Origin of the sequence: Xanthomonas sp. 4461, from assembly GCF_024806475.1 — a bacterium.
GTDB classification, from domain to species: domain Bacteria; phylum Pseudomonadota; class Gammaproteobacteria; order Xanthomonadales; family Xanthomonadaceae; genus Xanthomonas; species Xanthomonas arboricola_F.
Map to the genome: position 1 here is coordinate 909,466 of NZ_JANTYV010000002.1, position 15,223 is coordinate 924,688.

Genomic DNA, 15,223 nt, shown 5'->3' on the forward strand with positions numbered 1-15,223 from the left:
ACCGATAACGCCCAATTGCGCTCAGCTAACGCCAACGTGCGCGGCGACTTTCCCACTCAACGCAAGACGCGGAACCGCACCTGCGTCCAGGCGCCGTCGCTGGCCATGGCGGTGAGCGTGTGCGCGCCCACTTCGGCAAAGTCGCGCTGAAATCCCTGGCGTCCGTCGGTCTGGGCAATCCAGCGACCGTCCAACAGCCAGTCGATACGCGCCTCGCTGCCGAGCGCGCGCAACTGCAGGCGTACCGGGCGTGCGGTGTCGTTTGCGCGGGCCAACGTGGCGCGGTCGCTCAGCCCGTCGATGCGCAGCACGCCGCCGCCGGTCATGCGCCCGTCCGGCAGGCAGTCCGCTGCCAGTGGCGGCAACTGTGCGGCCGTGCGTTCTGCCGCACTGAGCCAGGGCGATAGCAGCGCCGGCCAGCGCGCCAATGCACGGGACGTGCGTACGTGCGGCTGCGTGCACTCCTGCGACAGGCGCTGGCCGCTGCGCGCGTCCACTTCGAACTGCAACCGCCCGCTTTGCCACAGGCGCGCATCGCGTTCGGCGAAGGTGGGCGGCAACGCGCCGTCCAGTGCGTAGGCCTCGGCACGGCGTGCGCACAGGTCCGGCGGCGTCTGCTCCAGCGCGCCACCAAGGGGCCAGCAGATCTCCCTCGCCTGCACCGTGGCCGGCATCGGTGGCGGCGCACTGTCGCCGGCGTTACGCGGCAATGCATCGATGACTTCGAACATCAACGGCAATGCGGTCACCGCACCGTACTGGCCCGGCAAGGGCGTGCCATCCGGGCGGCCCACCCAGACGCCGACGGTATAACGCCGCGTGCCGCCGATCGCCCAGGCATCGCGGTAGCCATAACTGGTGCCGGTCTTCCAGGCCACACTTGGGCGCGCGGCGGTGTCGAAGGTGCCGCTGCCGTAGCCGGGGCGCGGATTGCTCTGCAAGATCTCGCGCACGATCCAGGCCGCACCTGGCGACATCAGCCGTCGGTCGATCCGGGCATCGTCCGGCGTGTAGCGCACGCGTCCGGCGATACCGCCACGATTGAGCGACGCGAACGCGCCCACCAGTTCCTGCAACTGCGCGCCGGTGCCGCCCAGGATCAACGCCAGCGACGGCGTGCTGCCACGCGGGAAGTGCAGCGCGATGCCGGCATTGGACAGCCGTGCGGCAAAGCGTGCCGGGCCGATGCGATCGAGCAGATCCACCGCCGGCACATTCAACGACAGCCGCAGTGCGGTGGCCGCACCCACCGGCCCGTTGAAGGCCGCATCGAAGTTGCCGGGCCGGTAGTTGCCGAAGCTTTGCGGCGCATCCACCAGCAGGCTTTCCGAATGGATCAGGCCATCGTCCAGCGCCATGCCGTACAGGAACGGCTTGAGGGTGGAGCCGGGCGAGCGCCAGGCCTGCACCATGTCCACATGACCGAGGCGCTTGCGATCGCCGAAGCTGGCCGAGCCGACATACGCTCGCGCTTCCATGCTGGCGTTGTCGACCACCAGCAAGGCGGCCGAGGTGCGCTCGGGCAATTGCGAAAAATACGTGGCCACGCGTTCTTCCAGCGTGCGCTGCAGCTCCACATCCAGCGTGGTCACGATGCGCGCGGCATGCGGTTGGGCGCTATGCAGACGCTGCGCCAGCAGCGCGGCATGCAGCGGCGGCTTGAGCGAGCGCGTGACCACCGGCTCGATGCGGGCATCGTCCACCTGCGCGCGCGACCACACGCCCAGCTCCACCATGCGGTCGAGCACCTTGTCGCGCGCATGCTGCGCCGCTTCCGGGTGACGGTCCGGGCGCAACCGGCTGGGCGATTGCGGCAGCACCGCCAGCAACGCCGCTTCGGCCTGCGACAACGCCTTGGCCGGCTTGCCCAGATACGCCCAACTGGCCGCCTCCACGCCTTCGATGGTGCCGCCGTAAGGTGCGCGCTCCAGATACAGGGTGAGAATCTGGCGCTTGCTCAGATGCGCTTCCAGCTGCAGCGCACGCAGTAGCTGCTTGACCTTGCCCCACGGCGTGCGCGTGTGCGGGTCCAGGATGCGGGCCACCTGCATGGTCAAAGTCGAACCGCCGGAGACGATGCGTCCCTGCCCCATCCACTGCCCGCCGGCACGCAACAAACCCCATGGGTTGACCCCGGGATGGCGCCAGAACCAGCGGTCTTCGTAGTTCAGCAACGCCTGCAGATACAGCGGCGACACCGTCTCCGGGCTGGCCGGATAGCGCCAGACACCATTGCGGTCGGCGAACGCGCGCAACGGCGTGCCGTCGCGCGCCACCACCAGCGTCGAGGTATCGGGCGATTTGGGCAGCGGCAGCGGGAAGGCCAGGTCGAGCACCAGCAACGTGGCCAGCACGGCCGCCGCGCTCCAGCGTAGCCACTGTCGCCAGCGGCGGCTGCGTTTGGGCGTCACTGCCTTGTGCCCGGCCACACTGTCCTGTGTCGTGGTGCTCATCGTGTCGGTGCGTCGATCATCCATCGCGCAAAGCATGCAGCGGCACACGAATTTCGGCCACTGTGCCAGGCGCATCGATACGTGCATGCAGACTCAGACTGCCGCCTTGCGCCTCGATGATCTGCCGCGACAGCACCAGCCCGATGCCGGAGCCACCGGGCTTAGTGGTGAAGAACGGCACAAACAGGTTGTCGCTGGGCGGTAGCCCGGCACCACCGTCGACGATCTCGATCCGGGCGTCCGTGTCGCCGGGCCACGCGCGTAGCCAGACCTGTGCCTGTCCACCAGCTTCCAGCGCATTGCGCACCAGATTGATCAGCACCTGTTCCAGCTGATCCGCATCGGCCTGCACCTGCAGCGCAGGCGCTATGTCGATGCACAGCCGTGGGTCGTCGAGCAGCTGTTGGACGCGCGCGCACAGGGGCTGCAATGCAATCGGCATCACGCTCGGTGGGGGCAGGCGTGCCAGGCGTACATAGCCGCCAAGGAAGCGTTGCAGCGCGACGCTGCGCTGTTCGATCACCGCCAGCCCGCCGCGCAGATCGTTGTGCAGCTCCGCGTCCACCACCGCTGCCGGCGGCGGCACCATGCGCGCCAGGGTGTCGGCGATCGAGCCGATCGGCGCCAACGAATTGTTGATCTCATGGCTGAGCACACGCAGCAAGCGCCGGAATGCCTGCGCCTCTTCATCGCGCAATGCGCGCTCCATCGGCTGCAGCACCAACAGATGACCGGCCTGGCTGCGGCTGCGCAAGGCCGCGTGCCCCACTTGCCAGCGCCCTTGCTGGCCGGCAAATGTCTGCACGTGGATGCTTCCGGAGGGCACCGCGAACAACTCCGACAGGCCAAGCGACTCGGCAGAGCAACCGAGCAGTGTGTCGGCAGCGGCTGCCAGCAAACGTTCGCCGGCCGGGTTGATCAGGCGCAGGCGCCAGTCCTGCTCGAAGGCGAACACCGCACCGTCCAGCGCTGCCAAGGTCTTGCTCAACAACTGCAGGCTTTCGTGCACGTCGCGCTGCTCGTCCTGCAAGCGCTGCGCCAGCAAATTGAAACGTGCGAACAGCATGGTATCGCTGCCGGCGACCGAGACGGCCCGCACGCTGTAGTCGCCCTCGCGCAATGCGTCCAGCAATCCGGCCAGCGTGCGCTGGCGGTGACCATCACGGCGCCGACGCAGGCGTATCACCGCCGCGGTGAGCAGGAGCACGCAGGCGAGCAACAGCGCGGCCTCGGTGGGTGCCGGCGCTCCCACGCACAGCACCACCGCCAGTGCAAGCAGCGCGGGCACCGCCACCCACCACGCTTGCCAGCGCAGTGGCTTACCCGACATCGTCGCCACGTAGCCCGTGTTTGCCGATGCGCCGGTACAGGCTTTGGCGGGTGATGCCCAGTTGCTCTGCGGCGCGCTGCAGGTTGCCCTGCTGGTCGGCCAGCGCGGTGCGCAACAGCAGCGCCTCGGCCTGATCCAGGGTCATGCGTGCCGCGACTGTCGTTGTGTCCTGGGCCGCGGTACGCATGCGCAGGTCCTGGGCACCGATCACGCTGCCATCGACCAGCAGCGCAACGCGCTCCATCGCATGCGCCAGTTCGCGCACGTTGCCCGGCCATGCATAGCCGAGCAAGGCCTGCTCGGCATCGCGGGCCAGCGTGGGCAGGGCGCGCCGATAACGCGTGCACGCCGCAGCGAGGTAGTGCCTGGCGAGCGGCAGGATGTCCTCATGGCGTTCGCGTAGCGGCGGCACGCGTACCTGAAACGTGTTGAGGCGATACAGCAGATCCTGGCGGAAGCGTCCGGCAGCCACATCCGCCTCCAGATCGGCGTTGGTTGCCGCCACGATGCGCACGTCCACGCGCTGGGTGCGCGAGGCGCCCACCCGTTCGAACTCGCCGTCTTCGATGGCGCGCAACAGCTTGGCCTGTTGTTCCAGCGGCAGATTGCCGATTTCGTCGAGAAACAACGTGCCGCCATCGGCCAGCTCGAAACGCCCGCTGCGGTCCTGGCGCGCGTCGGTGAAGGCGCCGCGCACATGGCCGAACATCTCCGACTCGAACACGCTGGCGGCCAGCCCACCGACGTTGACCTTGATCAGGGGCTGCGCATGCCGTTCGGACCACTGATGCAGCAGGTCGGCCACCACGCTCTTGCCGGTGCCGTTTTCGCCGAGCAACAGCACGCCGACGTCGCTCTTGGCGATGCGCGACAGATCGTCGAGCAGACGCTGCATTACCGGCGATTCTGCGATAAAACCGCCGGCCGCCTCCTGCAGCCGCAACGCCTGCGCCTGGCTGAGGCGGCGCTCGCTGCGGCGGCTACGGTCCAGCGCGATGCGGCTCTCCAGCACACTCAACACGCGCGCGTTCTGCCAGGGCTTTTCGACAAAATCCACCGCACCATGCTGCATGGCGTTGACCGCCAGGCCGACGCTCGCCCAGGCCGTCATTGCGACCACCGGCAAGCCCGGCCACTGCGCGGCGATCTGCGCGATCAAGCCCAGCCCTTCTTCGCCAGAGGTGGTGTCGCGACGGTAGTTCATGTCCACCAGCACTGCGGCGAAGGTATCGCCGCGCAGGCAACCCAACGCGATCTCCGGCGACTCCGCGCCCACCATGCCGTAGCCGGCGCTCTTGAGCAGCAGCCGCATCGCCTCGCGGACGTCGGGCTGGTCGTCGACCACCAGGATGCGGGATAAGGGAGTTGAAGGAACCGTCATGCGCAGAGTCTAGCGGCCATGCGCAGGATCGCGACGCGGCGCGATGCGCACGCCCGCAATGCGCGGGCAGCGGACACCAGCGCGCAGGCGGCCGCATGCGTGCCCGACCGCATCGTGCATGCGGCCTGCCCGCGTGTCGGTGGAGCTGTGCCTGTCTTCATTCCAGCCGCAACGCCTGCATCGGCGAGACGCAGGCCGCGCGCCAGGCCGGGACCAACGCGGCGAGCAGGCCCGCCAGACCCAGTGCCAGCAGCACGCCACCAATGGCCAGGGGATCGGCCACCCGCACGTCGAACAAGAACCGCTGCAACACGCGTGATAGCGCCATGGCGATGCCCAGACCGATCGCCAGTCCCAGGCCCAGCTGCAGCGCCGCTTCGCGCAACACCTGGCCCAGCAAGCGCGCGGACGAGGCACCCATCGCGGCACGCACGCCGAACTCGTGCCGCCGCGCGGTCACCGCCACCGCCATCACTGCGTACAGGCCGACCACGGCGAGCAGCAAGGCCAGCCCGGCAAACAGGCCCACCAGCAACAGGTTGAGCTTTTGGTCGCTGGTGGTGGTGGCCACCACGGTTTGCATGGATTGCAGGTCGGCGATGGGTTGTTGCGGAGCGACCTCGGCAAGGGCGGCGCGTAACGCGCGCTCGTCCACACGCTGCGCCTGCGCACGCAGTTGCACCGCGTAGGTCAGGCCGCCGAAGCTGCGCAGGATCTGGTACATCGCATCGCTCATCTGCGCCAACGGTTGATAGACGATGGGGGGCGCAGGCTCGGCCGGCCCGGCCTGGCGGACATCGCCGACAACGCCCACCACACGCATGGGCACGCGCTGATTGTTGCCGTCATCTTCCAGCACGACCTGCTTGCCGATGGCCTCATCGCCCAGATAGCGCTGCGCAAACGACGCGCTGACCAGGCAGACCTTTTCGGCGCCTGCGCTGTCTTTGCTGCCGATCGCGCGGCCGGCAAGCAGCGGGATCCGAAAGACTTCCATAAATCCCGGCGTGACCAGGCGGTATTGCGTATTGAACGACGGCGCCTGCGCGGTCGACACGCTCCAGCTCAGCTGGGTGGTGGTGGGTGGATTGGTGGACACGCCTGCCAGCGCGATTCCGGGCTCGCGCTGCAAGCGTTCGACGATGCGGCGCGCCTGCTCCATCGCGTCCGCCGCCGTGGCGTAGCGCTGCTTGACCGGTGCCAGGGTAAAGATGGCTGCGGCCCTGCTCTCGAACCCCATCGGCACCTGCGAGAGTTGCTGCAACGAGCGTGCAAACAAGGCCGCCCCCACCAGCAACACCACGGCAATGGCCACCTGCACCACCACCAACGCACGCGCCAATCGCCCGGCCTGCAGACTCCATCCGCCACGCCCCCCGCCGACCAGTTCCAGCACCAGGTTGCGGTTGCGATTGCGCGCGACTCCGAGCGCGGCGGCGAGCACGGCGGTGCCGATCCCTGCCAACAGCGCAAACAGCGCGCTGCCACCGGTGAGATGCGCACTGTCGCCGCGCAACCACATCACCGGCACCCAGCTGGCCAACAGGCGCAGGCCGATCCACGCCAGCAGCACGCCACCCAGGCTGCCGATCAGGCCGATCAAGACGCCTTCGGCCAGCGCCGGCAGGCTCAACCGACCCAGCGATGCACCGAGCGCCGCTCGCACCGCGCTGTCGTGACTGCGGCCAAGTGCACGCAACGCCATCAGGCTGAGCAGGTTCACCGCCGCAATCACCAGCACGCACCCTGCGGCGGCAAAGAACAGCCACAGCATGTTGCCGCTATTGGCGCCATACAGCGCGTTCTTCAGCGGCAACGCGTTGGCGGGATGCCGCTGCAGCTCCTGAAACCAGGTATCGGTCATGCCGGGGTTGGTCCGCAGTGCGGCCTCCAGGGCCGTTGCCACCTGCGCAGAGGCCTGCTCCGGGCGCACGCCCGGCTTCAGCCTCCCGACGATGATTTCGTTGGTGGAGAGATTGGTGGTGGCCAGGTCCGGCTGCATGGTCTGGATCAGATCGAACGGCTCGGCCCACGGAAACTGCGCCGGCAACACCCCGACCACCGGAACCGCACGGCCTTCCACCTGCAACAGGTGCCCCACTGCCGCCGGGTCGCCGCCGAAATAGCGCTGCCAGAATGGGTAACTCAGGATCACCGCAGACGGACCACCTGGCTGATTTTCTGCATCGTCGAAGTTGCGCCCGGCCGCCATGCGGACACTCAGCGTCTGCAAAAAGCCGCGGTCCGCACTGATCGATTGCACCACGTCGGCGCTGTCGCCGCGGGCGATATTGATCGGCAACGGCCAGGCACGCAGCATCCCGGTGGCCGACAGGCCCGGCAGGCGGCGTAGCGGCGCGTAATAGCCGGGCCCTGCCACGTTGCGTCCCTGCTCGGAAGGGCGCCCCAGGGTGACCAATTGTTCGGCCTGCGGAAACGGCAACGGTGCCAGCAGCGCCTGGTCCAGCAGCGCGAATACGGCCGTGGTGGTCGCCACGCCCAGGGCCAGCGTCAGGCTGGCCAGCAGCAGATAGCCCGGCCGGCGCAACAGGCCCCGCCACGATTGCCTGGCTTCGCGCCACAGCAGCGCGTGCGCCATCACGGCGATGGCTCCGTGACCCGCGTCGGCAAGACGCTGTCGTGTTCGTGGCGAATGCGCTCGAAGGTGTCTTCGTCGACGATGCGGCCGTCGAGCATGTGCACGATCCGCGAGGCCCGGCGCGCAAACGCAGGATCGTGGGTGACCATGCACAAGGTGGTGCCGGTGAGATTGAGCTGCTCCAGCAACTGCATCACCGACTCGCCGTTGCGGGTGTCGAGGTTGCCGGTGGGCTCGTCGGCGAGCAGGATCGCCGGCTCCCCCACCAGCGCGCGCGCCACCGCCACGCGTTGCTGCTGGCCGCCGGACAACTGGCCGGGATAGTGCCGCTGCCGGTGGTGCATGCCGACCAGTTCCAGCACCTCGCGCACCCGCTGGCGCAGCGCGGCAGTCCCGATGCCATCGCGGTAGGTCAGCGGCAAGGCCACGTTTTCTTCGACGGTAAGGTCTGCGATGAGGTTGAAGGCCTGGAAGATGAAGCCGATATGGTCGTTGCGCACGCGGGCACGTGCGCGGGCAGTGAGATCGGCGACATTGCGGCCCTGCAGCAGGTAGTCGCCGTGGCTGGGCGCATCCAGCAGGCCCAGGATCGACAGCAGCGTGGATTTACCGCAGCCCGAAGGCCCGGTGATCGCGACAAAATCGCCCGGCGCGATCTCCAGCGCAATCTCGGCAAGCGCGTGGGTTTCCACCTCATCGGTGTGAAATACCTTGCTCAATCCGTGCAGGCGGATCAGCGGAGCGGCGGGGGTAACAGTGGGCTGCATGGAGCTCTCCTTGAAGGTCTAGCGTAGACGTAACCGTGGAAACCTTGCCCACTGGCTGGTATCGGACAGGATGAGTTGGTCGCCGGGCCGGAGCCCGGCACGTATTTCGATACGGTCGCTGGAGACGGCGCCAAACCGCACCGGCACGCGGACGGCGGCATCGCCACCGGGCTGCACGACAAACAGTGCGGCCGATGAATTCGGCGCGGCCAGCGCGGGGCGCGCGACGCTGATGACATCGCGCAGCATGCCGAGCCGGATGCGGCCATCGACCGACAGGTCCGGCCGGGCGCCGGCCGGCAAGGGCTGCACGAAGCGCACATCCACGCTGACGCTGCCGTTGCGCACCGCAGGGTCGATACGGATCACGCTGCCGGCGACCAGACCGTTGCGGGTATCGACACTGACCGGCAGATCCAGCAACAGATCCTTGGCCAGCACTTCCGGCACCTGCAGCCGCGCCAGCAACTGATCCGGCCGCGCCACCCGGGCCAGCTTGGCCCCTGCAGCCACCTGCTGCCCAGGCTCTACGTCGACCTGTTGCAGGATGCCCGCGATGCCGGCACGCACCTGCAGCGCGGCCAGTTGCTGACGCGCGATCGCCAGGCTGCTGGCCACCTCGTCGCGACGTGCCTGCGCCGCACGCAACTGGGCGGCCATGTTCTGCCGGAATGCCGCAACGCGCTGCTGTTCGATCTGCGCGCGGCCGCGCTGCTGCGCCTCGGTGATCTGGCTCTCGCGCAATTCGATCGCCGAAATGACACCGGCCGCATGCGCGCGCTCATAGGCCTGCGTCTTGACTTCGGCAATGCGCCAATCGGAACTGGCCCGCGCCTGCAGCGCCTGTTGATCGAGCAGTTGCGAAGCCAGTGCAGTGCGTGCGGCGGCCACCTCCGCCTCGGCGCCGGCCAACGCGGCGGTGGCCTTTTCCTGGTTGGCCACCAGCTCGGGATTCTGCAACCGCAGGATCAGCGTGTCTGCTTCGACCCGGCTGCCGGCCTGCACCAGCACCTGCTCCAAGGTGGCCGGCGCGCCAGCGGTGATCCAGCGCGTGTCGCGCGGGACCAGCACACCGGTGGCGCGGATCTCGCGCAACATATCGCCGCGTTCGGCGGTACCGATCCACACGCTGGCACGCTCCACGCGGGGGCTGGCGCGGCCAAGGCCCACGGCGGCGATCCCGGCAGCCAGCAGCACGGCGCCACCAACCAGCACACTCACGTGCAGGCGGCGCAGACGAAAACGACGGGGAGACTTGGCGATATCCATGCCAAGGTGACAGCAGGACGCGTGCCATGTAGTCGCCGACCGCAACGCCTTGATTTGCAACGCGATCGCCGATTCCAAGCGCGTACTGCGCTGTACGATTCCGTACATGCACCTCCGATACCGGACAGTGGCGCGGCCTGTCCATGCATGCGCGCGGCAGCGTGGTGCAGACCGGGATCCGCAGATGCTGCTGGCGCACGCCAGTGCAAGCTGCGCATGTCATGTCGGCAACGGCGTGCTGCATCTCGCTTTATCGAGCACGACCGCCCCGCCTCATCGAGACGCGTGGCGCCGGTGATGTAGCTCATCTACCAGACATCGGCCGCAGCGTGATCGGTTTAGCGCGGCTGACCAACGGATGCGCTCACCGCCAGGCGGACGCGGACGATGCTCGGTGCGGCATGGACCGCTTGTCCACTCCGGTTCTGAGCCTGCTGTCCGCGCCCACCTGACGACTGCTGGCCAAGTGTGTCGGCGGTTTTCTCAACGTCTCGATGTCATCGCAGTACGATCTGGCGCCTGCGTGCCCGATAAGACCCAGCGGTTAGCTGCGCTCAGCCTGCGGCCCTCGTGTCGCAGTACCAACCGCACCCGCTGCGCTCATCTGCAGCCAGGCCGGTGGCACGACGCTCTCCGTTACCGCGACTCAAGCGTCTGCCGATACCGCAACAGCGCTTCCGGTGCGTCGGTCTGGATGATGGAAATACCGTCGCGGTGCAGGCGGCCCCAGACCTTGTCCGGATCGCGTTCGGCATCTGCGTCGCCGCCGTAGCCGGCAATGAACCCTTCCCACAAAGAGTTGACCATCAGCCGCACGTTGTGCGCCTTGCTCACTGCCGCCAATGCCGGCAATTGCGCTGCGGCCATCTTGGGCAGCTCGAAGGCCATCGGGCGCGCATTGCGGGTTTGTGCAGTGGCGATCGCGGCCAGATCGGCAGTGCCGTGCGCGTTGATCAGGATCGGGAAGAAGTACACGCGGTCGAACGGCTGCATCGCCGCCAGCGGCGGGGTCGCGATGCCCGCTTCGGCCTTGACGATCACCTGGTGCTGCATGCCGGCGCGCGTGACCGCATCGACCACCTGTACGTAGATCGCATCCTTGACGTCCAGATTGAGCAGGATGTGGCCCTTGGCGGCGGCCAGCATCTGATCCAGCGTGACCACGCGCTGATCGGTCAACGGCGCTTGCGCGCCGCCTTCGTCGCTGCGCAAGCGCAGCTTCTGCAGATCGGCCAGCGTGAGCTCTGACAGCTTGCCGGTGCCATCGGTGGTGCGGTCCACGGTGGCGTCGTGCAGCATCACCAGGGTGCCGTCGGCCGCGCGGCGCACGTCGGTTTCCATCACATCGGCGCCGATGGCGATGCAACGCCGCAGCGCTGCCAGGGAGTTCTCCGGTGCGGTGTCGGTGAAGCCATGCTGCGGTGCGGCCGCGTGGCAACCGCGATGGGCGACCACCACGATGCCGCCCTGCGGGTTGGTCAAGCGGGCCTGGATCGCCGCCACCCCGGTGGGGGCTGCATTCACAGGGCTGGCGAGCGCCGCGCACAGCATGGCGGCGACAGTGGCAACAGAACGTAGTGTCATTGAACAACTCTCGAGTGGGTGACTGATCGCCTGACGGCATCTGCACCAGGCAATGTGCATGCAAGCCGGATGCGGCAAGCAACGCTCGCACTTGCGATTCAACGCGCCATCGGCATCCGGCCCATGGCATCCCTTTCAAGCGCTACGCTCAGAACGTCGGCGTGAAGCGCAGACCGAACCAGTAGGTGGTGGGCACCGAGTAACTGTCCTTGAGCAGGTTCTGCCCTGGGCCAGTCACGCTGGTGATGCGGCTGTGGGTGATGTTGCTGACCTGGCCGATCAGGCTGAGTTGCTTGCTGATGGCATAGGTGGCGGTGAAGTCCAGCTGCGAGCGCGGCGACCAATACAGGTCCTGCCAATCGATATTGCTGACGATGGCACGCAAGGCCTTGCCCTGGCGATTGTAGGCCGCACGCAGCTCCAGCCCGCCGGTGTTGTAGAACACCGTTGCGTTGGCGGTGTAGTCCGGCTGGCCGACCAGGTTGTCGAGCTTGCGTTCGCGCTGGGTGACAGCCGTACCGCTGCCGACGCTGTAAGGCACGTCCAGGCTGCCATCGAGCACGGCAACATTGGCACTGAAGCCCACACCGCTGAGCCACGGCGCGATGGGCGCCAAGGTGTTGACGATGCCGTTGAACTCGACCCCGCGGATGCGCGCCTTGGCGGCATTTGCCGGTGTGCTGATCAAGGCATTGGCGTAGGTGGTGCCGTCGAAGGTAAAACTGTCGGTGCGCGAGAGCGTAAAGATCTCGTCCTGGATGCGCTTGTCGAACACCGCAGTGGACGCGAAGGCATCGAAGTCGCCGGGCAGGCGCCATTCCAGCGACAGGTCCAGGTTATTGGACACACGCGGCTTGATGTCCGGGTTGCCGATGGTGACGGTGACGCCTTGCGCATTCGGGTTGCCGGCGTCGGTCGTGTTGACGAAGCCGATCGAGGTGCGGGCTGCGTACGCGTCGTACGGCGGGCGGCCCAGCGTGCGGCTGGCACCGGCGCGCAGGTCCAGCGTGTCGGTCAGGTGGTAGGTCATGATGGCCGACGGCAGCAGATAGTCGTAATCGGCACTGGTCGGGTTATCGACATAGACATAGCGGTTGCTGGCAGCATCGAGTTGGCGCTGGCGGCCCACCGTGTCGAGCTTGGTGCTGTCGAAATGCACACCGGCCTGCACGTTGAGCCGATCGCTGCGATAGCTCACCAGCCCGTAACTGCCGAAGGTCTTTTCGGTATGGGTGAAGTTGTCCTGGTTGCTGAAGGCCTGCTGGTCGGTGCTGTTGAATGCGCTCAACGGCGCTGCCGCCAGCACGCGGCTGGCCTTGTCCGGATCGATGGTGATCAGGTTCAATCCGGCGTAACGCATCGGCGCCCGGCCGGTGCCGGCCACGTCGGCCAAGCCGAACGCCGGCGCGCTGGTATTGGGCTGATATTCGACGCGATAGATGTCGTAGGACGGCTTGTCGGTGGTGTACGACACGCCTGCCGCAAAGCCGATGCCCTGGTCGCTTTCGCCCTGATTGAAGCCGTAATCGAGCCGTCCGGTGAGGATGCGATCGGCAGCGGTGCGCTTGTAGTCCGGCCGCCAGTACGACAGGCTGTAGTTGTCCAGGGTGTTGTAGGCCTGCGGCGACACCCCGAAGCGCTGATCGAAACCGGAGGTGTCGTAGTTGAATGCGTAATTGGGCGTGGCATTGACGGTCACACCACTGCCGGTCTGGCCCACCGGCACCGGCGCGGCGCGGCTGATGCCGGTGGCGTACTTGATCATCCGGATCGGCTCGTCGTAGGTGGCGTCGGACCACGCGCCGCGCGCAGAAAACTGCTGCCGATCGGTCGGCCGCCAGATCGTTCCCAACTGCGCAACCTTGGTGCGCGTGGTGACGATCTGATTGGAATATCCCACCTCGATATCGCCGCCCGGATAACTGCCGGAGGTGGCGGTCTGATTGAACACCCGGTTGCGGTTGCGCGGGTCGATGATGACCTCGTTGCGCTCCATGTTGTCCTTGAAGTAGTAGTAGCCGGCCATGGCATAGGCTTCGAGCGCAGCGCTGGGGCGCATTTCGAACTTGCCGGTGACGCCATAGCGGTCGCGCTGGTTCTGCACGTACCAGTACTTGTCCTGCTGCGGCACCGCCCAGCCATTACCGAGATTGGCGCCAGTCTGCAGCACGCCGTTGTTGTCGTAGAACCCGTAATGCACCGTATCGGTGGTCATATGGGTTTCGGTGTAGCTGCTCAACGTCTGGTAGTTGGCCGACAGCGTAAAGCCGTATTGCTGCTCGCTGCCGAAGGTACGGCTGCCGGTGGCATTCAAGCGATACCCCGGGTCGTCCTGATCGCGCGGCTTGCCGACATCGTTGGCGTGGCCCAGCGCAGCTTCGGCACTGAAGAACGGCTTGCCGCCGTTCTCGAACGCGCTACGCGTCTTGAGATTGATCGCGCCGCCGGTGGCATTGGGGTCCAGATCCGGCGTAAACGTCTTGACCACCTGCAACTCGCTGACCATCGAGGCCGGCAACAGATCCAGACGCACGCCGCGGGTGATCGAACCGAGCGTGCCGTTCGGCGTGCCGGGCGAGGCAATGGTCAGCCCATCAATGGTGACGTTGTTGTAGGACGGACCCAGGCCGCGCAACACCGGTGTGGCCGCTTCGTCGCGCGGATGCTCGTTATCGGTGGCCGGCAGTACCGACAACCCGGGAACGCGACGCAACGCTTCAACAATCGTGCTGTCCGGCAGTGCGCGCACATCGGTGGCGCTGATCACGTCGGTGATGTTGGTCGCCGCTCGCTTGCTCTCCACCGCCGCCGCATTGGCGCGCCGCACGCCGGTGACCTGCATGGCGTCGAGGGTCTGCACCCCGGTTCTGCTGGTGGTGGCCGGTGCGCCGCTATTGGCTGCATCGGCTTGCGACGATACAGGTGAGACAGCCGAGGCAGGATCTATCGCTGCGGCGTCCATGGAATCAGCAGATGCATCTGCTGACACTGCAGAACGTCGATTTGCAGTCGCAACTTCGGCATCGGGCGTGGTTTCCTCGTCGTTACTGACTGTGGCTGAAGCTGTGGCGTTGGCTGTCGCCGTACCTGCGCTCGTCAACGCGCTCGCGGTCGTGGCCATAGCCACAGAAGCCGCCTCAGCTGAGGCCTCGACTGGAATCCCCGCACGCGCGCTGGCCAATGCCTGCGAAGCAGGCGAGCAGGCCGCAATGGCCACGGTGAGAACGGACAGGTGTAAACGGTACGAATCGGAGCGCTGCATGGAATCCCGGGATCGCGCAGCAAGGACGCCGCGCCGGTGAGAAAGCAGGCCACCGTAGCCAGTAACAATGACCTTTGCGTGTCACCCGCATCGCATCGAAAAGACAGTGCGCAGCGATGTCCCCGCATGCGAAGCAGCGGTATCGTCGACGTAGGAGCGCGCTTGCGCGCGATGTGGCTTTCCCAATGCCGCAATCGCACGTAGGAGCGCGCTTGCGCGCGATGTGGCTTTCCCAATGCCGCAATCGCACGTAGGAGCGCGCTTGCGCGCGATGAGCTTTCCCGGGGACGCCGCGTCGCGCGCAAGCGCGCTCCTACGGAAGCCGGATGGCATCCCCGAATGGATAGTCGCCAACCCGTGCGGACATCCGGGCGCAGCGGATTGGCGATCAGGTAAAGACGCCCCACCGTTAGGAAGGCGCACCAGCGCGGCCAGTCGCAATGACCTATGTGTGCCACCCGCATCGCATCAAAAAGACAGCGCGCGGCGATGTCCCCACATGCGAAGCAGCGGTATCGTCGACGTAGGAGCGCGCTTGCGCGCGATGAGCTTTCCCGGTGACGCCGCATCGCGCGCAA

8 protein-coding genes and 1 other RNA gene are annotated in these 15,223 nt (G+C 66.9%); 1 reads left to right on the top strand and 8 read right to left on the bottom strand.

Translation table 11 applies throughout. The annotated features are described in order from the left end of the window. Window positions 1–56 precede the first annotated feature (56 nt). The 6 genes from pbpC to FHY19_RS11660 all read right to left on the bottom strand — a co-directional run bounded on the left by pbpC (window position 57) and on the right by FHY19_RS11660 (window position 9,799). Window positions 57–2,453 carry a penicillin-binding protein 1C gene (gene pbpC / locus FHY19_RS11635; RefSeq protein WP_259166224.1) on the bottom strand — a complete coding sequence of 799 codons (2,397 nt, stop codon included), beginning with the start codon at window positions 2,451–2,453 and terminating at the stop codon, window positions 57–59. A 16-nt stretch (window positions 2,454–2,469) separates the two neighbouring features. Beyond that, window positions 2,470–2,973, bottom strand: coding sequence for an ATP-binding protein (locus FHY19_RS11640; protein ID WP_259166376.1), 504 nt, complete (start codon window positions 2,971–2,973; stop codon window positions 2,470–2,472). 799 nt (window positions 2,974–3,772) lie between these two features. After that, on the bottom strand, window positions 3,773–5,164 hold the full coding sequence (locus FHY19_RS11645) for a sigma-54 dependent transcriptional regulator (RefSeq protein ID WP_259166225.1): 1,392 nt from the start codon (window positions 5,162–5,164) through the stop codon (window positions 3,773–3,775). A 157-nt stretch (window positions 5,165–5,321) separates the two neighbouring features. Next, the gene (locus tag FHY19_RS11650) at window positions 5,322–7,763 is read right to left on the bottom strand and encodes an ADOP family duplicated permease (protein ID WP_259166227.1); all 2,442 of its coding nucleotides are present in this window, start codon (window positions 7,761–7,763) and stop codon (window positions 5,322–5,324) included. Continuing rightward, on the bottom strand, window positions 7,763–8,530 hold the full coding sequence (locus FHY19_RS11655; RefSeq protein WP_259153119.1) for an ABC transporter ATP-binding protein: 768 nt from the start codon (window positions 8,528–8,530) through the stop codon (window positions 7,763–7,765). Before FHY19_RS11655 ends, FHY19_RS11650 begins: the two co-directional genes overlap by 1 nt. An 18-nt stretch (window positions 8,531–8,548) precedes the next feature. Beyond that, window positions 8,549–9,799, bottom strand: a complete 1,251-nt coding sequence (locus FHY19_RS11660) for an efflux RND transporter periplasmic adaptor subunit (protein ID WP_259166229.1) — start codon at window positions 9,797–9,799, stop codon at window positions 8,549–8,551. Window positions 9,800–10,200: 401 nt separating this feature from the next. Here FHY19_RS11660 and FHY19_RS11665 point away from each other — a divergent pair. Next, window positions 10,201–10,276, top strand: a non-coding RNA gene (locus tag FHY19_RS11665) — sX9 sRNA. 159 nt (window positions 10,277–10,435) lie between these two features. Here the strand turns inward: FHY19_RS11665 and FHY19_RS11670 are convergent. Beyond that, window positions 10,436–11,383: a glycerophosphodiester phosphodiesterase family protein gene (locus tag FHY19_RS11670; protein ID WP_259166232.1), complete on the bottom strand. Its 948-nt coding sequence runs from the start codon at window positions 11,381–11,383 to the stop codon at window positions 10,436–10,438. A gap of 148 nt (window positions 11,384–11,531) precedes the next feature. Beyond that, window positions 11,532–14,645, bottom strand: coding sequence for a TonB-dependent receptor (locus FHY19_RS11675; protein ID WP_259166234.1), 3,114 nt, complete (start codon window positions 14,643–14,645; stop codon window positions 11,532–11,534). Window positions 14,646–15,223 lie beyond the last annotated feature (578 nt).

Excerpts from the sequence above, each read along its gene's own strand:
- pbpC (WP_259166224.1), bottom strand. The coding sequence starts at position 2,453 with ATGAGCACCACGACACAGGACAGTGTGGCCGGGCACAAGGCAGTGACG.
- FHY19_RS11645 (WP_259166225.1), bottom strand. The coding sequence starts at position 5,164 with ATGACGGTTCCTTCAACTCCCTTATCCCGCATCCTGGTGGTCGACGAC.
- FHY19_RS11650 (WP_259166227.1), bottom strand. The coding sequence starts at position 7,763 with ATGGCGCACGCGCTGCTGTGGCGCGAAGCCAGGCAATCGTGGCGGGGC.
- FHY19_RS11655 (WP_259153119.1), bottom strand. The coding sequence starts at position 8,530 with ATGCAGCCCACTGTTACCCCCGCCGCTCCGCTGATCCGCCTGCACGGA.
- FHY19_RS11660 (WP_259166229.1), bottom strand. The coding sequence starts at position 9,799 with ATGGATATCGCCAAGTCTCCCCGTCGTTTTCGTCTGCGCCGCCTGCAC.
- FHY19_RS11670 (WP_259166232.1), bottom strand. The coding sequence starts at position 11,383 with ATGACACTACGTTCTGTTGCCACTGTCGCCGCCATGCTGTGCGCGGCG.
- FHY19_RS11675 (WP_259166234.1), bottom strand. The coding sequence starts at position 14,645 with ATGCAGCGCTCCGATTCGTACCGTTTACACCTGTCCGTTCTCACCGTG.